The 18,207-nt window shown below is 67.0% G+C and carries 15 protein-coding genes and 1 pseudogene; 11 read left to right on the top strand and 5 right to left on the bottom strand.

All coding sequences use genetic code 11. The features are described 5' to 3' along the window. Positions 1-18: 18 nt before the first annotated feature. The gene (locus SF06_RS03195; protein WP_027590038.1) at positions 19-939 is read left to right on the top strand and encodes a DMT family transporter; all 921 of its coding nucleotides are present in this window, start codon (positions 19-21) and stop codon (positions 937-939) included. On the opposite strand, the gene SF06_RS03190 is transcribed toward SF06_RS03195, so the two are convergent. After that, the gene (locus SF06_RS03190; RefSeq protein WP_039559942.1) at positions 936-1,640 is read right to left on the bottom strand and encodes a tRNA-uridine aminocarboxypropyltransferase; all 705 of its coding nucleotides are present in this window, start codon (positions 1,638-1,640) and stop codon (positions 936-938) included. The genes SF06_RS03195 and SF06_RS03190 overlap by 4 nt on opposite strands. A 111-nt stretch (positions 1,641-1,751) precedes the next feature. Here SF06_RS03190 and SF06_RS03185 point away from each other — a divergent pair, with 111 nt between their 5' ends. Next, positions 1,752-2,162, top strand: a complete 411-nt coding sequence (locus SF06_RS03185; protein ID WP_027590040.1) for a PA3611 family quorum-sensing-regulated virulence factor — start codon at positions 1,752-1,754, stop codon at positions 2,160-2,162. Between the two features lie 48 nt (positions 2,163-2,210). Here the strand turns inward: SF06_RS03185 and SF06_RS03180 are convergent, their stop codons facing one another. Continuing rightward, entirely contained in the window at positions 2,211-4,619 is a 2,409-nt protein-coding gene (locus SF06_RS03180; RefSeq protein WP_027590041.1) for a phosphoketolase family protein, read from the bottom strand. Positions 4,620-4,755: 136 nt separating this feature from the next. On the opposite strand from SF06_RS03180, the gene SF06_RS03175 reads away from it, so the two are divergent. Then, positions 4,756-6,159: an MBL fold metallo-hydrolase RNA specificity domain-containing protein gene (locus SF06_RS03175; protein WP_027590042.1), complete on the top strand. Its 1,404-nt coding sequence runs from the start codon at positions 4,756-4,758 to the stop codon at positions 6,157-6,159. Between the two features lie 33 nt (positions 6,160-6,192). Further along, positions 6,193-7,263 carry an LOG family protein gene (locus tag SF06_RS03170; RefSeq protein WP_027590043.1) on the top strand — a complete coding sequence of 357 codons (1,071 nt, stop codon included), beginning with the start codon at positions 6,193-6,195 and terminating at the stop codon, positions 7,261-7,263. 74 nt (positions 7,264-7,337) lie between these two features. Here the strand turns inward: SF06_RS03170 and SF06_RS03165 are convergent, their stop codons facing one another. Further along, the gene (locus SF06_RS03165; RefSeq protein WP_039559941.1) at positions 7,338-8,975 is read right to left on the bottom strand and encodes an NAD+ synthase; all 1,638 of its coding nucleotides are present in this window, start codon (positions 8,973-8,975) and stop codon (positions 7,338-7,340) included. A gap of 160 nt (positions 8,976-9,135) precedes the next feature. Here SF06_RS03165 and SF06_RS03160 point away from each other — a divergent pair, with 160 nt between their 5' ends. The 5 genes from SF06_RS03160 to SF06_RS03140 all read left to right on the top strand — a co-directional run bounded on the left by SF06_RS03160 (position 9,136) and on the right by SF06_RS03140 (position 13,263). Next, positions 9,136-9,375 (top strand): PP0621 family protein, encoded by a 240-nt coding sequence (locus SF06_RS03160; RefSeq protein ID WP_039559939.1) that lies wholly within the window; start codon positions 9,136-9,138, stop codon positions 9,373-9,375. Then, entirely contained in the window at positions 9,372-11,003 is a 1,632-nt protein-coding gene (locus tag SF06_RS03155) for a sensor histidine kinase (protein ID WP_052199690.1), read from the top strand. The genes SF06_RS03160 and SF06_RS03155 overlap by 4 nt, the downstream gene beginning before the upstream one ends. Next, positions 11,000-12,331, top strand: coding sequence for a sigma-54-dependent transcriptional regulator (locus SF06_RS03150; protein WP_039559938.1), 1,332 nt, complete (start codon positions 11,000-11,002; stop codon positions 12,329-12,331). Before SF06_RS03155 ends, SF06_RS03150 begins: the two co-directional genes overlap by 4 nt. A gap of 135 nt (positions 12,332-12,466) precedes the next feature. Beyond that, positions 12,467-12,898: an Hsp20/alpha crystallin family protein gene (locus SF06_RS03145; protein ID WP_027590047.1), complete on the top strand. Its 432-nt coding sequence runs from the start codon at positions 12,467-12,469 to the stop codon at positions 12,896-12,898. Positions 12,899-13,023: 125 nt separating this feature from the next. Next, positions 13,024-13,263 (top strand): DUF2798 domain-containing protein, encoded by a 240-nt coding sequence (locus tag SF06_RS03140; RefSeq protein ID WP_037008699.1) that lies wholly within the window; start codon positions 13,024-13,026, stop codon positions 13,261-13,263. Positions 13,264-13,300: 37 nt separating this feature from the next. Here SF06_RS03140 and SF06_RS03135 read toward each other — a convergent pair whose 3' ends face one another. Next, positions 13,301-14,044 (bottom strand): IclR family transcriptional regulator, encoded by a 744-nt coding sequence (locus SF06_RS03135; protein ID WP_039559936.1) that lies wholly within the window; start codon positions 14,042-14,044, stop codon positions 13,301-13,303. A gap of 187 nt (positions 14,045-14,231) precedes the next feature. Between SF06_RS03135 and SF06_RS03130 the strand changes: the two genes are divergently transcribed. Beyond that, positions 14,232-14,744: an acyloxyacyl hydrolase gene (locus SF06_RS03130; protein ID WP_039559934.1), complete on the top strand. Its 513-nt coding sequence runs from the start codon at positions 14,232-14,234 to the stop codon at positions 14,742-14,744. A gap of 95 nt (positions 14,745-14,839) precedes the next feature. Then, positions 14,840-16,033, top strand: coding sequence for an MFS transporter (locus SF06_RS03125; protein WP_052199689.1), 1,194 nt, complete (start codon positions 14,840-14,842; stop codon positions 16,031-16,033). A 77-nt stretch (positions 16,034-16,110) separates the two neighbouring features. On the opposite strand, the pseudogene katG reads toward SF06_RS03125, so the two are convergent. Next, positions 16,111-18,128 (bottom strand): annotated as a pseudogene (gene katG / locus SF06_RS03120) (catalase/peroxidase HPI); the annotation flags it as partial. Positions 18,129-18,207: the final 79 nt, after the last annotated feature.

Here is an 18,207-nt window from a genome sequence, read left to right as displayed (position 1 = left end):
TTTTTTCGAGATGTCCGTATGCAATCCAAAGCCCTGCGCGCCGATTTGTTGATGCTGATCACTGCCATGATCTGGGGAACCGCCTTCGTCGCACAGCGCGTGGGCATGGACAACATCGGACCCTTCCTTTTTACCGGCCTGCGCTTCCTGCTGGGGGCGCTGGTGCTGATGCCCCTGCTGCTTCTGCAACGGCGATCGCTCGGCCAGGTCCGGGGGCCGGGTTTCGCACACCGGCCACTGTTGCTGGGCGGTGTGCTGATGGGCCTGGCCCTGACTGTGGGCATCAACCTGCAGCAGGTCGGCCTGCTGTTCACCTCGGTGACCAACTCCGGCTTCATCACCGGGCTGTACGTGATCGTGGTCCCGCTACTCGGCCTGTTCATTGGCCAGCGCGCCGGATTGGGCATCTGGCTGGGCGCGCTGCTGGCCGTGTTCGGCATGTTCCTGCTCAGCGTAGGCGAGGACTTCCAAGTGGCCTCCGGCGACTGGCTGCAACTGGCCGGCGCCTTCGTCTGGGGCGTGCACGTGCTGCTGGTGGGCTTCTTCGCCAGCCGCTACGACCCGCTGCGCCTGTCCATCCTGCAGTTCCTGGTCTGTGCCGTGGTCAGCCTGCTGCTGGCCCTGGCGCTGGAGCCGATCGTCTGGGCATCCATCGTCGCCGCCGCGCCGGCCGTACTGTATGGCGGCTGCTTCGCGGTCGCCGTCGGCTACACCCTGCAGGTGGTGGCGCAGAAGGACGCGATTCCCTCCCACGCGGCCATCATCCTGTCACTGGAGGCGGTGTTCGCCGCCATTGCCGGCTGGCTGTTCCTGGATGAAAGCCTGACCCTCAAGAGCTACCTGGGTGCCGCCATCATGCTGGCCGGCATGCTGCTGGCACAGCTCTGGCCGCACCACAAGCCGCAGCAAGCCATCGCCGGTACGGCCGACGCCCGCTAGCGTTCGCGCAGGCGGCGATGCAACGCATCATCGGGGTTCACCCCCCGGTGATGCTTGGCCGCCAGGTAATGCTCGGTGAACAGCTCGAAGTGGTCGCCCAACGCCTCGGCGGCCGCCGAATCCCCGGACAGTTCCAGGCACAGCGCCGCCACCTCGGCGGTGCACAGGTGCTCCGCGCGCGTCGAACGGCGCAGCCGGTAGCGTGACAGCTGCTCCGGCTGCAGGCTGAGCACCGGCAGGTGGTCCAGATACGGGCTCTTGCGGAACATCTTGCGCGCCTCGGTCCAGGTGGCATCCAGCAGGATGAACAGCGGTCGCTTGCCGGGCTGCAGCTCCACCGCCTCGACCACCCTGCCCGGCTCGGCATATTCACCGGGGAACACCACGTAGGGTTGCCACTGGGGATCGGCCAGCAACGCTTCCAGGCGTGCATCCACGTCCACCCGCGACCAGCCGTAGGCAAAGGTGTCCGGCACCACGTCGGCGATCAGCCAGCCGGTGTTGGTCGGCTTGAGCGCCTCGATGTCGTGCATCACCAGACACATGCCGGCCTGGGTCGCGACGTGCGGCGTCCAGGGACAAAGGCAGTATGCGGGGGCGACCCGGCAGCGCGGGCAGCGCTCGATGCGCGAGCCGCGCGCGACGAAGGGTTTCAGGCTGCGCGCCAGGCGCTCGGCACGCAGTCGGGCTACGGCATGCATGGGTGGGGATCGGCTATCGCTGGGTTCGAAGGGCGCGCAGTCTACCAGATGGTGCCGAACGCCCGTTGTCCGCCCGGGTCGAATGAGCGGGTCCGGTCGAGGAGCTGTGCGATGCCTGTCCTGCTGATGGTTCTGCTGCTGGCCGCGTGGTTGCCTGCCCAGGCCGCCACGCCTGCGGAGGAGCGCCTGATCCGCGATTTGCAGCGCATTGCCCGCGACAGCAACCAGGGCACACCGCGGGTGATCAGTCCGGACATCACCGACCAGGGCTTCACCGTGGACGGGCGCACGCTGATCAACCACCTGAGTGTGCGTCCGGCGCATGCCGAACAGATGCGCCGCAATCCGGCCGCGGTGCGGCGCCAGCTGGCGACCAGTGTCTGCACCAATGCCAACTTCCGCCTGCTGCTGTCCCACGGCGCCGTGCTGCGCTACCAGTTCAGCGAGGACGGCAGCAACTGGCCGGTGGCCAGCGAAAGCTTCATGGCCGAGGATTGCGCCGATCGGCAGGAGGGGCGTTAGCCGCGCGGCCAAAAGGCATCGCGGCTGACCGCTCCTGCAGGTCGTGCATCAGTTCGGGCGCAGCACCTGCGGATCGCCCTTGCCGGCCAGGGTCGCCGCTTCCTCGCTGGTCAGCAGTGCGGTACGCGGCATGTTCAGCACCCGGGCGCAGGAGGCCAGCACGTTGGCCCAGGTGCTGCGGTTGGCGAACAGCATGCCGGGCTCGTCGAAGGTGCCGCCGCGGTTGCGGTAGCCCAGCACGCCGCTCAGGCGGGTGTCCGGGAACAGCGGCCAGAGTACCCCGCGCGCCACTTCCGGGCGCATGTGGGTGAGCAGGATGCGCCGCGGGTGACTTTCCGGGAACAGCTGCTCGAACAGCTCGGCGTCGGCCATGGCCTCCAGTTCCCAGGAATCCCTGGGCGCGCGGAAGCGTCCCGGTTCCTGCAGATAGACCAGCCGATAGGCGCAGTCCGCTTCCTTGAGGCGTTGGCAGGCGCGCAGCATCTCGCCCAGCTGGTAGCTACCATTGGCAATCAGCAGCAGCGGATCGTTGCCGGTAACCTCCTCGACGACGATGGCGCCGTCACGGGCCAACTGCTCGGCCTGGGCGCGACTGAAGTAGGTCGGCCGGTCACGCTTGGGAATGACCATGCAGGCCAGCTGGCCACGCGATTGATAGATGCCGGGCAGCAGCGCCAGGGCGCTGTTGTGATCGGCCGGGAACAGCACTCGGGACACGTCGCTCATCTCGCCCAGCAGCGCCTCGCAGAAGGTGGTGTCCTGGTGCGATTGCTGGTTCTTGCCGTTTTCCCAGGTGTGCGAGGTGGCCACCACCGGGAAGCCCAGCCAGCCGGCGGGGCGGCCGATTTCCTTCTGCTGGCGCGCATAGATCAGGCTCTGGCGCACCGCGCCAAGCATCTTCACGCAGAACGCCTCGTAGCTGGCCACCAGGTTCAGGCCGCCCTGGTTGGCCAGGCAGGCGGAAACCACGGCCTCCTCGTTGAGGGCGGTGATGATCTTGCCGTCCACCGCCTCCAGCTCGCCTTCCGGCTCGCTGACCCGGTGCTTGAGCGCCTTGAGCACACCGCCCAGGCGGTTGCTGGCCAGCTCGTCCGGGTTGCCGACGCGCGGGCGCAGCTGCGGGTTGGCGGCGGTCAGGTCGACGAAGAAGCGATCCAGCGCGGCCATCGGCGAACAGGTGTCGTCGCGGTAGTGCAATTCGGGGATCGTCGGGGTCGCCGGATGGCGCACTGCCAGGGCGTGGTCGCGCTCCAGCGGGCGCTGGCCACGTGCGGCGAACAGTGCGCGGACCTGGTCCAGCTCGTCGAAGGGCACATGCAGCGGCGCGGCATGCGCGTTGAACAGCGCGCGGGCGGCTTCGTCGCGGGATGGGTTGCCCGGCAACGGCAGGTTGTGGGCCGCGTTGCTGGCCGCGCCGTAGAAACCGAAGCCCTTGGTGGTTTCGGCGATGGCATAGGGAATCGGCAGCGGGTAGCGCAGGATGCCCCGGTTCTTCTCGTCCACGCGGCGCGCCAGGCGCTGCTCCATTTCCCACAGAGTGCAGACGAAGGCGGCCGGGTCGCGGCCGTCCAGGCGCATGGGGTCGAAGCCGCAGCGGCGCAGGTGCTGGACGAAGCCTTCCAGGCCCTCGTGGGTGCCCAGCTCGGTGCGCTGCTCGATGCGCCGGCCGTTGGCGATCATCACCGGCAGGGCGGTGCCGCAGTCCTCGGCGCGCCACCAGCGCGGAATCCAGTCGCTGCCGCGCTGCTCTTCGGCGGCGCCGTCGGAGAGGAAGGTCACCAGCGTCTCGCCCGGCAGCGGCATGTGCGCGTACTGCAGCTCGGCAAAGCCCAGGTAGCCGCCCTCGGCGATGCCGCCGGCAGTGTGCGGGTTGACGTGGCTGCCCAGCGGCACGCCCGGCAGGCCCTCGGGGGTCTGCGCATAGCTGTAGAAGTCGGCAGCCAGACGGCTCATGCCCGCCTCGTCGAAGCTGTAGCGCTCGGCCTGCTCGGGGTGCTGGTTGCCCACCAGCAGGTTTATCGCCTCGATGGCGGCCACGCAGTGGCCCTGGCCCATCATCCAGCCGCGGGTCTGGCCGGTCAGCGCGTTCAGGCCCAGATAGCCGGCATAGGCCGGCACCATGTTCAGCGCGCCGCCGGTATGGCCTTCGGGCTGCGCCTTGAAATCGTCCTCGCCCAGCGGCGTACCGTCCAGGCGCACGCGGCGGGCGTAGGTCATGTGCACCACCAGCCACAGCCCGGCGGCGCTCAGCCGGTCCAGGCCCTGCAGCAGCCGGTATACGCTGGCCAGGTCCGGCTGCAGGCCGGCCTGCACCAGCTGATGGGCCATCCGGAAGGCCGCTGCGCGGGTTTCATCGCTGTGCGTGAAGGGACCATAACCCTCGCTCCAGCGGGCGAATTCCGGCTCGTTCCGGGCATGCTCGGCCAGCTCGGCAGGGCTCGGCAGAAGTTGATGCATGGCAACAGGCTCCGTCATCTCGTCAAGTTCGGTTAGTGTAAGGGGCGCCCGCGCCGGAGGGGCTGACATGTATCAAGACCGCCCGGCCTCGCTCCGCACAGACTGTAACCCTGTAGGCAAGGAATAGGTTCACATCATGGCTTTACTCAGTTTTCTCGGCGCCATCCGGCAGGTCACCGGTTCCTGCTACCTGCTGGAAACCCACGAAGGCAAGCGTGTCCTGCTTGAGTGCGGCATGCACCAGGGCAGGCGCGAGGAGGAAAGCAACAACCGGCGAGCCTTTCCCTTTCGTCCGAAAGACATCGACGCGGTGGTGATTTCCCACGCCCATATCGACCATAGCGGACTGCTGCCGCGCCTGACCAAGGAAGGCTATCGCGGCCCGATCTTCGCCACCGAGGCCAGCTGCGCGCTGCTTGAGCTGATGCTGCACGATGCCGCGCACCTGCAGGAAAAGGACGCCGAGTGGGAGAACAAGTGGCGCGCCCGGCGCGGCCAGAAGCCCATCGCCCCGCTGTACACCGGCGATGACGCCGACCAGGTGCTGCGCCAGTGCCGCCCGCTGAGCTACCAGCAGAGCGAGGAGGTGGTGCCCGGCGTGCGCCTGACCTTTCACGACGCCGGCCACATCCTCGGCTCGGCCATCGTCCAGCTGGATGTCAACGACCTGGGCCGCACTCGGCGCCTGGTGTTCTCCGGCGACCTGGGCAACGACTGCACGCCGCTGATGCGCAGCCCGGCGGTTCTCGAACAGGCCGACGTGCTGCTGATGGAGTCCACCTACGGCGACCGCGACCACCGCTGCAGCGACGACACGCTCGAAGAATTTCTCGGCGTCCTGCAACAGGCCCACAAGGATGGCGGCAACGTGCTGATCCCGGCCTTCGCCATCGGCCGCACCCAGGACCTGATCTACCACCTGGGGCGCTTCTACCACGAAGGCCGCCTGCCGCAGCAGGCGGTGTTCCTCGACAGCCCGATGGCGATCCGCGCCAACGCCATCTACAGTCGCTACCTCGAACAGCTCGACCCCGTAGAACTGGAGCGCCTGCGTGGCATGGGCGTGCACAAGGTCGCCGATCTGCTGCCGATCCTGCGCTCGACGGCCACGCCCGAGGAGTCCATGGCCATCAACCGAGTGACCAGCGGCGCGATCATCATCGCCGGCAGCGGCATGTGCAACGGCGGACGCATCCTGCACCACTTCAAGCACAACCTCTGGCGCCCGGAATGCCACGTGGTGTTCACCGGCTTCCAGGCGCGCGGCACCCTGGGTCGCGCCATCGTCGACGGCGCCGACCGCGTGCGCCTGCTGCACCAGCAAATCATGGTCAAGGCCAAGGTACACACCCTGGGCGGCTTCTCCGCCCACGCCGGCCAGTCGCAACTGCTGAACTGGGCCAGCCATTTCAGCCAGCGGCCGGAACTGCACCTGGTGCACGGCGAGCTGGAAAAGATGCTGGCCCTACAGGGCGCGCTGCGTCATCGCCTGGGCTGGGAGGCCAGCATTCCCGAACCCGGCGACCGCATCGCCCTTTAACGGCCCCACCCGAATTCGCAACGGAGAGTTTCAATGGCTTTCGAATCGGACGATTACCTGTCCCGCCCGTTCCGCGCCAGCGGCATCGACCTGAGTGCCAAGGTGGATGAACTGACCCGCCTGATCGTGCCCGAGTCCAGTCCCAACCTGGAGCTGTACAAGGGCATGCTCACCACCGTGATGCGCATGGCGCAGGCCGACCGCAACCGCTGGGACGCCAAGATCATGGCCCAGACGCTGCGTGAGCTGGAGCGCTCGTTCAGCGTGCTGGACAAGTTCAAGCGACGCCGCAAGGTCACCGTGTTCGGCTCGGCGCGCACGCCGGTCGACCACCCGCTGTACGCCCTGGCGGTGAAGCTGGGCGAGCTGCTGGCCAAGCGCGACCTGATGGTGATCACCGGCGCCGGCGGCGGCATCATGGCCGCTGCCCATGAGGGCGCCGGGCTGGAAAACAGCATTGGCCTGAACATCACCCTGCCCTTCGAGCAGCACGCCAACGCTACGGTGGATGGCACCGACAACCTGCTGTCGTTCCACTTCTTCTTCACCCGCAAGCTGTTCTTCGTCAAGGAAGCCGATGCACTGGTGCTCTGCCCCGGCGGCTTCGGCACCCTGGACGAGGCGCTGGAGGTGCTCACCCTGATCCAGACCGGCAAGAGCCCGTTGGTGCCGGTGATCCTGCTCGACGAGCCGGGCGGTACCTACTGGCAGGACGCCATGGGCTTCATGCAGCGCCAGCTGCTGGGGCATCGCTACATCCTGCCCAGCGACATGCACCTGATGCGCCTGGTGCACAGTGCCGAGGACGCGGTGGAGGAAATCGCCCGTTTCTACGGCAACTACCATTCCAGCCGCTGGCTCAAGGGGCAGTACATCCTGCGCATGAACCACGCCCTGAGCGACGCGGCGCTGGGCCGCCTGCACGAGGAGTTCGCCGACCTGTGCCTGAGCGGCGGCTTCGAACAGCAGGACGGTTGCCAGACCGACGAGGACGACGCCGAGCTGTGCCGCCTGCCGCGCCTGGTGTTCACCTTCAACGCCCGCGACCACGGCCGCCTGCGCGAGCTGCTGGATGTGGTCAACGACAAGGCGAACTGGGCCTGACGGCAGGCCCTCGCTCCCACAGGAACAGAACCGGCACCTTGTGGGAGCGAATTCATTCGCGAGCTTCTGGGCGACTAATCCCCCAGCCGCCACCCCGACGTGATCGGGTAACGCCGGTCACGGCCGAAGCCGCGCTGGGTGATGCGCGGGCCGACGGCGGCCTGACGGCGCTTGTACTCGTTGAGGTCGACCAGGCGCAGCACGCGCCGCACCGTGTCGGCGTCGAAGCCCTCGGCGATGATGGCGTTGGCCGACAGGTCGTACTCGATGTACAGCTTGAGGATCTCGTCGAGCACCGGATAGGGCGGCAGCGAATCCTCGTCCTTCTGCCCGGGCGCGAGCTCCGCTGACGGCGGCCGGTCGATGACCCGCTGCGGGATGATCTCGCCCTGCCCCAGACTGTTGCGGTACTCGCACAGGCGGAACACCAGGGTCTTGGGCACGTCCTTGAGCACATCGAAACCGCCGGCCATGTCGCCGTACAGCGTGCAGTAACCGACCGCCACCTCGCTCTTGTTGCCGGTGGTCAACACCAGGCTGCCCTTCTTGTTGGAGATCGCCATCAGCAGCGTGCCGCGACAACGCGCCTGCAGGTTCTCCTCGGTGGTGTCGCGACCCAGCCCGGCAAACACGGGTGCCAGGCCAGCCATGAAGGCCTCGACCATCGGCGCGATGGGCAGCACGCGATAGGTGACGCCCAGGGTGCGCGCCTGCTGTTCGGCGTCCTCCAGGCTCATCTGCGCGGTGTAGTGGTAGGGCATCATCACCGCCTCGACCCGCTCGGCGCCCAGCGCGTCCACCGCCACCGCCAGGGTCAGCGCCGAGTCGATGCCGCCCGACAGCCCCAGCACCACGCCCTTGAAACCGTTCTTGGCCACGTAGTCGCGCACGCCGACCACCAGTGCCTGGTAGACGCTGGCCTCCAGCTCCGGCAGCGGCGCCGGATGGCTCTGGTGCACCGCCACGCCGGTGCCGTCCCAGCGCAGGTCCGCCGGGAACAGGCATTCCTCGTACATCTGCGCGCGCTGGCAGACGCGACCATCGGCATCCACCACGCAGCTGCCGCCATCGAACACCAGCTCGTCCTGGCCACCCACCTGGTTCACATAGACCACCGGCATGCCACCCTCGCGGGCGCGCTGGGCGAGGATCTCCTCGCGCTCGCGCTGCTTGTCGAGGTGGAACGGCGAGGCATTCAGGCTGAGCATCAGCTGCGCGCCGGCCTCGCGCGCCTGGGCCATTGGCTCCGGGAACCAGATGTCCTCGCAGATGCTGACGGCCACCGGCACGCCCTTGATGTCCACCACGCAGGCCTCTTGGCCCGGTTCGAAGTAGCGCTTCTCGTCGAACACCCGGTAATTGGGCAACTGCTGCTTGTAGTAGGTGGCCAGCAGCTCGCCGTCGGCGATCACCGCCGCCGCGTTGTAGCGCTTGTCGTCTTCCAGCCAGGGATAACCGACCACCAGGTAGATGCCGCGCACCTCGTCGCGCAGGCGGCGCAGGCCCGCCTCGATGCGCAGCTGCATGCTCGAGCGCAGCAGCAGGTCCTCCGGCGGATAACCGCACAGCGTCAGCTCGGGAAACAGGATGACGTCCGCCTGACGCTGGTCGCGGGCGCTGATTGCCGCCTCGATGATGCGTTCGACATTGCCGTGGATATCACCCACGCGCAGGTTCAGCTGGGCCATCACGACCCGCAGGGTTTGGCTCATGGCCGTCTCCATCCAAAGATCCCGGCACCGGCCGGCGCCGTGGCCGGCATTGTCCCGCAACGCCGACCCTGGAAACAACGCACAACGTGGCCATTGGCCGCTGTGCCTGCACCTTCAGCTTGGATACACTTCACGCCTTCCGCGTTCATCGAGAAAGTTCATGGGTCTGGTTCGCCTGTTGTTGTTCGTTGCCCTGCTCATCGCGGCCTTCTGGCTGTGGCGTCGCTACATCCGCCCCGCCCTGCGTGCACAGAAGCAGACGCCGCCTTCTCCCGATCCCCGCCCCATGGTGCGCTGCGCCCATTGCCAGACGCATGTGCCGCAGTCCCAGGCGCTGCAGGACGGTGACCGCTGGTTCTGCAGCCAGGCCCACCTGGAACAGGATCGCCGTCAGCCGTGATTGCGCTTGGCGTCACGCTTGGCCTTGACCCCGGCCAACGGGCGCTACGCCTGTACCACTTCTATCGCCTGAGCGTCGGGTTGCTGCTGGTGCTGCTGATCTCCAGCAACCTGGACGACCGTCTGCTGGACCTGGCCCACGTGCGGCTGTTCCGCTTCGGCAGCTGGACCTACCTGATCATCAACATCGTCGCCACGTTGCTGATCCAACGTGCCCGGGGCAAGCAGTTCTTTGCCCTGGCGCTGCTCGACATCCTGCTGCTGGGGGCGCTGTTCTACGCCGCCGGTGGCATGCCCAGCGGCCTGGCCAGCCTGATGATCATCGCCGTGGCCATCGCCAACCTGCTGCTCAATGGCCGCAGCGGGCTGCTGATCGCCGCCGTGGCCGCGCTGTCCACCGTGCTCCTGACCTTCCAGCTGAGCCTCAGCCAGCCGGCGGCCAGCAGCCAGTTCATCCAGGCCGGCGCGCTGGGCGCCCTGTGTTTCGCCGTTGCGCTCACCGTGCAAAGCCTGGTCCGCCGCCTGCAGATCAGCGAACGGCTGGCCCGCCAGCGCGCCGACGACGTGGCCAACCTGGAAGCGCTCAACAGTCTTATCCTGCAACGCATGCGCACCGGCATCCTGGTGCTCGACCCACAGCATCAGGTGCTGCTGGCCAACCCCGCCGCCACGCAGATGCTCGGCCAGTCAGCCGCCGGCCAGCCCCTGGCGGATATCTGCCCCGAGCTGCTGGAACGCCTTCGCCAGTGGAGCTACAACCCCACCCGCCGCCCGCAGAGCCTGTGCCTCGGCGAGGACGCACGCACCCTGCAGCCGAGCTTCGCCAGCCTGCAACACGGCCAGGCGCTGAACACCCTGGTGTTCATAGAGGACATTTCCGAGATCACCCAGCACGCCCAGGAAATGAAACTGGTCTCCCTCGGCCGCCTGACCGCCGGCATCGCCCACGAGATCCGCAATCCGCTGGGTGCTATCAGCCACGCCGCGCAACTGCTGCTCGAATCCGAGGAGCTGCCGCCGCCCGACCGACGCCTGGCGCAGATCGTCCAGGACCAGTCGCGGCGCATGAACCACGTGATCGAGAACGTGCTGCAGCTGTCGCGGCGCCGCCAGGCCGCGCCGCAGCTGCTGGACCTCAAGTACTGGCTGCACCGTTTCGCCAGCGAATTCCGCCAAAGCGCTACATCCGAACAGCAGTTGCACCTGCAAACCGCCAGCGGCAGCATCCAGACCCGCTTCGATCCCCATCAACTGACACAGATCCTCAGTAACCTGGTGCAGAATGGCCTGCGCTACAGTGCCCGGCACAACCCGCAGGGCCAGGTGTGGATGCGCCTGTACCGCGACCCGGACAGCGACCTGCCGGTGCTGGACGTGCTCGACGACGGTCCCGGCGTGGGCAGCGACCAGCAACTGCACATCTTCGAACCCTTCTTCACCACCGACAGCAAGGGCACCGGGCTGGGCCTGTACATCTCCCGCGAACTCTGCGAGAGCAACCAGGCCCACCTCGCCTACTACCCGCGCCCCGAGGGGGGTAGCTGTTTCCGAATCACCTTTGCCCATCCCCGCAAGATGAGCTGGACGCCAACGCCCAGCCTTAACAACAAGAGCCAGACCAGTCCATGAGTCGCCAGAAAGCCCTGATCGTCGACGACGAACCCGATATCCGCGAGCTGCTCGAGATCACCCTCGGGCGCATGAAGCTCGACACCTGCAGTGCGCGCAACCTCAAGGAAGCCCGCGACTGCCTGGCCCGCGAGCGGATCGACCTGTGCCTGACCGACATGCGCCTGCCGGACGGCACCGGCATGGAGCTGGTGCAGTACATCCAGCAGCGTCACCCGCAGGTGCCGGTAGCCATGATCACGGCCTACGGCAGCCTGGACACCGCCATCAACGCCCTCAAGGCCGGTGCCTTCGACTACCTGACCAAGCCGGTGGACCTGGCTCGCCTGCGCGAGCTGGTGAACACTGCGCTTCGCCTGCAGGCCGCCCCGGCCGAGCGCCCGGTGGACACCCGCCTGCTCGGCGATTCGCCGCCCATGAAGGCCTTGCGCCGGCAGATCGAAAAACTCGCGCGCAGCCAGGCGCCGGTGTACATCAGCGGCGAATCGGGCAGCGGCAAGGAGCTGGTGGCCCGGCAGATCCACGACCTGGGGCCGCGGGCCGACCGGCCGTTCGTGCCGGTCAACTGTGGCGCCATCCCCAGCGAGCTGATGGAGAGTGAATTCTTCGGCCATCGCAAGGGCAGCTTCACCGGTGCCATCGAGGACAAACAGGGCCTGTTCCAGGCCGCCAACGGAGGCACCCTGTTCCTCGACGAAGTGGCCGACCTGCCGCTGGCCATGCAGGTCAAGCTGCTGCGCGCCATCCAGGAAAAGGCCGTGCGCCCGGTGGGTGGCCAGCAGGAGATCGCGGTGGACGTGCGTATCCTCAGCGCCACCCACAAGGACCTGGCCGCCGAAGTCGCCGCCGGACGTTTCCGCCAGGATCTGTACTACCGCCTCAACGTCATCGAACAACGCGTGCCGCCCCTGCGCGAGCGCCGCGAGGACATCGGCCTGCTGGCCGACAGCATGCTGCAGCGCCTGGCCGAAGGCAGCGGCCAGCCCCCGCGCCTGCATCCGGACGCGCTGGAAAAACTGCGCGGCTATCGCTTCCCGGGCAACGTGCGCGAACTGGAGAACATCCTCGAGCGCGCCTACACCCTCTGCGAGGCCGATGCGATCCGCGCCAGCGACCTGCGCTTCGCCGACGCCCCCGCCGCGACGGACCCCGTCGGCGGCAGTCTGGCCCAGGTGACCGACCTGGAAGACTACCTGGAAACCATCGAGCGCACCCTGATCCTCCAGGCCCTGGAGGAAACCCGCTGGAACCGCACCGCCGCCGCCCAGCGCCTGGGCCTGACCTTCCGCTCGATGCGCTACCGGCTGAAGAAGCTGGGGCTGGACTGAGGTTCACTCCATTCTGGTGGGGTCGGGTCGCCCGTCGGATCGGCCCTTGAATTGCGCCAAACCAGGCTCATATGGAATGCAGGCCCGGACTGTTCAGCGAGCGGGCCGCATCCCACCGACAGAGGAGGCTCCAGCATGAAATCACTGATGACACGCGGAAACCTGTTCGATGAGTTCTTCAAGGAGTTCGCATCCCCCGGCTACTTCGTCCAGCCGCTGCACGGGGACGCGCTCCCCTCCCCCTCGCAAATCAAGGTCGACGTGAAGGAGACCGCCGAAGGCTACAACGTCGAGGCGGAGATTCCCGGCGTCAGCAAGGACAACATCCAGGTGTCCGTGGAAGGCAACCAGGTCAGCCTGCGCGCCGAGGTCCAGCAGCTCGACGAGCAGAAGGAAGGCGAGAAGGTACTGCGCTCGGAACGCTATTTCGGCTCGGTGTCGCGCAGCTTCCAGCTGCCGGCGGAGATTGACACGAGCCAGTGCAAGGCGCGCTACGAGAATGGCGTGCTGAAGCTGAGCCTGCCGAAAAAGCAGAACGGCTCGTCCCAGCAGCTGACCATCGAGTAATCCCTTCCAGGCAGGCGCTTCGATCGGCGCCTGCCGCCTCTCCCGTCCTTCGACGTCCCCTGACTGCTCGGCTCGGGGCGAGCTTCTGCTACCCTGTCGCGCCTTTTTTCACGTAGCTGTCCGCCATGAAACTTCCCAAGCTTCCCCTGCGCCTTGCCCCCTATGTGTTCGCCTTTTACATGTCTGGCCTGATGGCTGCGGTGATGACCTGCGTGATCACCGCGCTGAACCGCGGCCTCGGCGCGGGTTACCTGGAAACGGTGCTGAAGGTGTACGCGATGACCATGCCAGTGGCGTTCTGCAGCGTACTGCTGGTACGTCCCATCGTCGGCAAGCTGGTGGAATGGACGGTGCGCAAGTCGTAATGGACAACCCCGGCCTTGCGCCGGGGTGATTCGCTGCTCAGCCCTGGCGGCCTATGGCGCGCTCGATGCCGCGCTTGCAGGCCTGCAGCGCAGCGCGGAAGGCGTCCTGGTGATCACGGGCCCGCACCGTCGGCGCAACCACCGCAATGGCAAACATGCCCAGGTAGGTATCCACCGCCATGGCGCAGGAACTGATGCCGGGCACCACCTCATCGAACCCGCTGGCCCAGCCTTGGGCGCGTATGGTGCCCAGCCGCGCTCGCCACTCCACGTTCATGTCGCCGACCAGCGCTTCCACGCATTCAGGCGCTTCCAGGGCGAGCAACACCTGGCCGGAGGCGGTCTGCACCGCCGGGCCATGGGCGCCGATGGGTACCACCACCCGCAACTCCCGCTCGGCCACGATGCGCTCGATGATCTGCACCTGATCGTAGGAACGCCGGCACAGGCAGACCGTTTCGCCCAACTGGTCGGAGAGCTCCACCAGCAGGGGCCGGGTGTGGCTGATGATGTCGCACTGGGTCTTGTTGATCAGGTGCCCCAGCGCCGGGCCCAGGCGAAAGCCGCCGGCGGGTCCCATGGGCTCGACCAGCAGTTCCTCCTGCAGCGCGTTGATGATGCGCTGCACCGTGGAGCGCGGCAGCCCCACGCGCTGGGCGATGGCGGCCAGGCTGAGCCCCTGCGGGTTTTCGCCGAGGGCGCGCATGATGGCTGCGGAGCGTGCGATGACCTGGATCCCAGACTGCCGGCCGCAGTCCGAGGCCTCATCGGAAACATTCATGCTGGTTCACATACGGGTACTGATAGGGCGCCTACTGTAATAACCCTTCAGGCGTTCCGGCAAACCCTCGGCGCAGAGCAGGCGGTTGACGCTCGGCCATCCGGGTCATTAAATTCCGCATCATGATACAGCGACCTGCATAGTGATACATGCTTGCGCCTCGGCGCTGCGATGTGAAGGAGCCGAAATGACCCGCCTGCTTTTGTCCGCCTCCCTGGCCACCACGTTGCTCGCGCCGTCGGCGTTCGCGCTGGACCTGTCCGCTGCCCTGGGCACCACCGCGCAGGGCGAGCTGACCTATCGCCTGGGCATGTCCCGGGACTGGAATCGGCAATGGCTGGCCAGCGAAACGGGGTCCCTGACCGGCTATTGGGATGCCGGCTACACCCACTGGTCAGCCGGCGAGCACCGCGCAGCGCATACCCTGTCCTTCAGCCCGGTGTTCGTCTACCAGTTCACCGGCGAAGGCGCCCGCCCGTTCATCGAAGCGGGTGTGGGTGTCTCGCTGTTTTCCAGCACCCGGGTCGGTCACCGCAACATGAGCTCGGGCTTCCATTTCGAAGACCGCCTGGGCGCCGGCGTGCAGCTGGCCAGCGGTACCCGTCTGGGCGTGCGGGCCATCCACTACTCCAACGCCGGCTTGAAGATGCCCAACGAGGGCATCGAGAGCTACGCGTTGTTCATCAGCCAGCCGCTGTAACGGCGTACGGCCGCGACGCGAAGCTGGCTATTTCGGTGCAGTGATTAGGCGCACAATAATTCGCACGCAAACAGATCAGCCGCCACGGATCGCCAATGAGAGTAAAGGCTTCACCCTTCTTCTGGGTCAGCTTCGCCATGGTCGTGGGTGTGATGGGCACCGCGCTCATCAGCCCGCTCTACGCCCTTTACCAGGACGCCTGGCAGCTCAAGGCCAGCGATATCTCGCTGATCTATGTGATCTACATGGCCGGCGCGCTCTGTGGCCTGCTGTTTCTGGGGCGCCTGCCCGATCGCCTGGGCTTTCGCCCCATGCTGCGGCTGGGGCTGATCCTCGCCCTGCTGGGCACCCTCATCACCCTCGCCGCCTGGGACCTGGTCAGCCTGTGCGCCGGGCGTTTCGTGGTCGGCATCGCGTCCAGCCTGCTGACCACCAGCGCCACGCTGGGCCTGGCCCGGCTAGTGCCGGCGCACCGCAAGCCGCGCCTGGCGATGATCACCAGCATCGTGATGGTGTTCGGCTTCGGCCTGGGGCCGCTGGTGGGCGGCCTGTTCGGGCAGTGGGTGCCGCATCCGCTGATCACCACCTACCTGCCCACCCTGGTGCTGGGCAGCCTGGCCCTGGCCATCTTCCTCCGCCTGGAACTGCCTGATGACGCCGGCCAGCCCTTCCAGTGGCGAGACGCCCTGCCGCGGCTGACCTGGCCCGCCCCCAGCGCTTCCTTCGCCTTCATCCTCACCAGTTGCCTGGCCTTCCTGGCCTTCGCCAGCTTCGGCCTGTACGCGTCCCTGTCGCCGCTATTCCTTGACCAGCTGGTGCCCTGGCACGGCCCGGTGGTCAGCGGCACCGCCATCGCCGCGATCCTGTTCGGCTCGGCGTTTACCCAGATTCTCAGCGGGCGCCTGTCCACCCACTGGGGCGGCAGCCTGGGTTTGGTCGCACTGGGCGTGAGCAATCTTCTGCTGATGGCGAACCTGTGGGCGGGATCGGCCAGTCTGTTTGCCTTGGGTGTGGCGCTCACCGCCATCGGCCACGGCCTGAGCCAGCTGGCCGGCATGAACATGGTGGGCCGCATCGCCACACCGGATACCCGCGCCGGCCTGTTTTCCAGCTACCTGGTGATCGGTTACATCGGCAGCATGGTGCCGATGATGGGCATCGGCTGGATTGCCGACCATTGGGGCATGAGCGCCGCGCTGTGCACCTTCTGCACCTTTGCCACGCTGATCGCGGTGACCGTCGCGCTGCTCTTCCAGCGGCATCCGCTGATGCAGCCGCCTCGTGAGTGACGGCCCCTCGGCCGCCAGACGAAACATCATGCAAGCCGCATCGGCGGCCGGCCGGAAAGCGCCGACCGCCCCTGCGGTTACGCCGACAGCTTCTGACTGAAGGTGTCGGCGGGATGGCCGACGTCCATGCGGTCGGCGTTCATCACCTTGTCCCAGGCCTTCACGAACTCACGCACGAAGAACGCGTTGCCATCGGTCGAGCCGAACACCTCGGCCTGCGCGCGCAGCTCCGAGTGGGCACCGAAGATCAGGTCCACGCGGGTTCCCGTCCAGGTGGGCTGGTGGGTCTTGCGGTCCCGGCACTGGAAGCGGTTCTTGTGCTCGGTCGCCATCCATTCGTTCTTCATGTCCAGCAGGTTGACGAAGAAGTCGTTGGACAGGGTGCCGACCCGCTGGGTGAACACCCCCTCCGAACCGCCGTCGGCGTTGGTGCCCAGCACCCGCATGCCGCCGACCAGCACAGTCATTTCCGGGACGCTGAGGCGCAGCAGTTGCGCCTTGTCGACCAGCGCCTCCTCCGGGGACATGAAGTTGGCCTCGTGGTAGTAGTTGCGAAAGCCGTCGGCGACCGGGCGCAGGGCCTCGAAGGACTTGGCGTCCGTCCACTCCTCCAGGGCATCCATGCGCCCCGGGGTAAACGGCACCTTGATATCGACGCCGCCATCCCGCGCCGCCTTTTCCACCGCGGCACAGCCGGCGAGCACGATCAGGTCGGCCATGGAGACCTTCTTGCCACCGGTTGCCGAGGCGTTGAACTCGGCCTGCACCTGCTCCAGCGCCTGCAGCACACTGGCCAGCAGCGGCGGATTGTTCACCTCCCAGTCCTTCTGCGGCGCGAAGCGGATCCGCGCGCCGTTCGCGCCGCCGCGCTTGTCCGAGCCACGGAACGTGGCGGCCGACGCCCAGGCGACCGACACCAGCTGCGGCACGCTGAACCCAAGGCCCAGCAGCTTCTGCTTGAGCGCCTCGATATCCGCCTCATCCATCAGCGGGTGGTCGCACTCGGGAATCGGGTCTTGCCAGATCAGTTGTTCCTGGGGCACCAGCGGCCCGAGGTAGCGACCACGCGGCCCCATGTCCCGGTGGGTGAGCTTGAACCAGGCCCTGGCGAAGGCGTCGGCGAACTCGTCCGGGTTCTGGAGAAAATGCCGGGAAATCTTCTCGTAGATGGGGTCCTCACGCAGCGCCAGGTCCGTGGTGAGCATGGTCGGCTTGCGCTTCTTGTTGGGGTCGAACGGGCCGGGCATGATCGCCGGCGCGTCCTTGGCTTCCTACTGGAAGCAGCCCGCCGGGCTCTTGGTCAACTCCCATTCGAAATTGAACAGGTTCTCGAAGAAGTAGTTGGACCAGCGCGTCGGGGTCTGGCTCCAGATCACTTCCACACCGGAGGTGATGGTGTCGGCGCCGATGCCGGTCTGGAACTTGCTGCGCCAGCCCAGGCCCTGATCCTCGATCACCGCCCCTTCCGGCTCCGGCCCCAGCATGGATGGATCGCCCGCGCCGTGGGTCTTGCCGAAGCTGTGCCCGCCCGCCACCAGCGCCACGGTTTCGTAATCGTTCATGGCCATGCGCGCAAAGGTTTCGCGAATGTCGATGGCCGCGGCCCTGGGATCGGGCTTGCCGTTCGGGCCCTCGGGGTTCACATAGATAAGCCCCATCTGCACCGCCCCCAAACCCGGGTGTAGCTGGCGCTCGCCGCTGTAACGCTCATCGCCCAGCCAGGTGCCCTCCGGCCCCAGAACAGTTCTTCCGGTTCCCAGGTGTCGGCGCGGCCACCGGCGAAGCCGAAGGTCTTGAAGCCCATCGACTCCAGCGCGACGTTGCCGGTCAGCACGAACAGGTCGGCCCAGGAAATGTTTCTGCCGTACTTCTGCTTGATCGGCCAGAGCAGGCGGCGCGCCTTGTCCAGCGAGGCGTTGTCCGGCCAGCTGTTGAGCGGCGCGAAGCGCTGCTGCCCGCCACCGGCGCCGCCGCGCCCATCGGTGATCCGGTAGGTGCCGGCGCTGTGCCAGGCCATGCGGATGAATAGGCCGCCGTAGTGACCGAAATCCGCCGGCCACCAGTCCTGGGAATCGGTCATCAGCGCGTGCAGGTCAGCGAGATCTGTGATGAGCAGAGCATCTTGGCTAGCGTTGGTAGTAGCGGCAGGGGCGACATCAGGTTGCGCAACCAGA

The organism is Pseudomonas flexibilis (genome assembly GCF_000802425.1).
Taxonomy (GTDB): Bacteria; Pseudomonadota; Gammaproteobacteria; order Pseudomonadales; family Pseudomonadaceae; genus Serpens; species Serpens flexibilis.
This window is presented reverse-complemented; position numbering and strand designations above follow the sequence as displayed.

Excerpts from the sequence above, each read along its gene's own strand:
- SF06_RS03140 (WP_037008699.1), top strand. The coding sequence starts at position 13,024 with ATGAAACTTCCCAAGCTTCCCCTGCGCCTTGCCCCCTATGTGTTCGCC.
- SF06_RS03160 (WP_039559939.1), top strand. The coding sequence starts at position 9,136 with ATGGGTCTGGTTCGCCTGTTGTTGTTCGTTGCCCTGCTCATCGCGGCC.
- SF06_RS03145 (WP_027590047.1), top strand. The coding sequence starts at position 12,467 with ATGAAATCACTGATGACACGCGGAAACCTGTTCGATGAGTTCTTCAAG.
- SF06_RS03170 (WP_027590043.1), top strand. The coding sequence starts at position 6,193 with ATGGCTTTCGAATCGGACGATTACCTGTCCCGCCCGTTCCGCGCCAGC.
- SF06_RS03165 (WP_039559941.1), bottom strand. The coding sequence starts at position 8,975 with ATGAGCCAAACCCTGCGGGTCGTGATGGCCCAGCTGAACCTGCGCGTG.
- SF06_RS03150 (WP_039559938.1), top strand. The coding sequence starts at position 11,000 with ATGAGTCGCCAGAAAGCCCTGATCGTCGACGACGAACCCGATATCCGC.
- SF06_RS03130 (WP_039559934.1), top strand. The coding sequence starts at position 14,232 with ATGACCCGCCTGCTTTTGTCCGCCTCCCTGGCCACCACGTTGCTCGCG.
- SF06_RS03175 (WP_027590042.1), top strand. The coding sequence starts at position 4,756 with ATGGCTTTACTCAGTTTTCTCGGCGCCATCCGGCAGGTCACCGGTTCC.
- SF06_RS03190 (WP_039559942.1), bottom strand. The coding sequence starts at position 1,640 with ATGCATGCCGTAGCCCGACTGCGTGCCGAGCGCCTGGCGCGCAGCCTG.
- SF06_RS03135 (WP_039559936.1), bottom strand. The coding sequence starts at position 14,044 with ATGAATGTTTCCGATGAGGCCTCGGACTGCGGCCGGCAGTCTGGGATC.
- SF06_RS03125 (WP_052199689.1), top strand. The coding sequence starts at position 14,840 with ATGAGAGTAAAGGCTTCACCCTTCTTCTGGGTCAGCTTCGCCATGGTC.
- SF06_RS03195 (WP_027590038.1), top strand. The coding sequence starts at position 19 with ATGCAATCCAAAGCCCTGCGCGCCGATTTGTTGATGCTGATCACTGCC.
- SF06_RS03180 (WP_027590041.1), bottom strand. The coding sequence starts at position 4,619 with ATGCATCAACTTCTGCCGAGCCCTGCCGAGCTGGCCGAGCATGCCCGG.
- SF06_RS03185 (WP_027590040.1), top strand. The coding sequence starts at position 1,752 with ATGCCTGTCCTGCTGATGGTTCTGCTGCTGGCCGCGTGGTTGCCTGCC.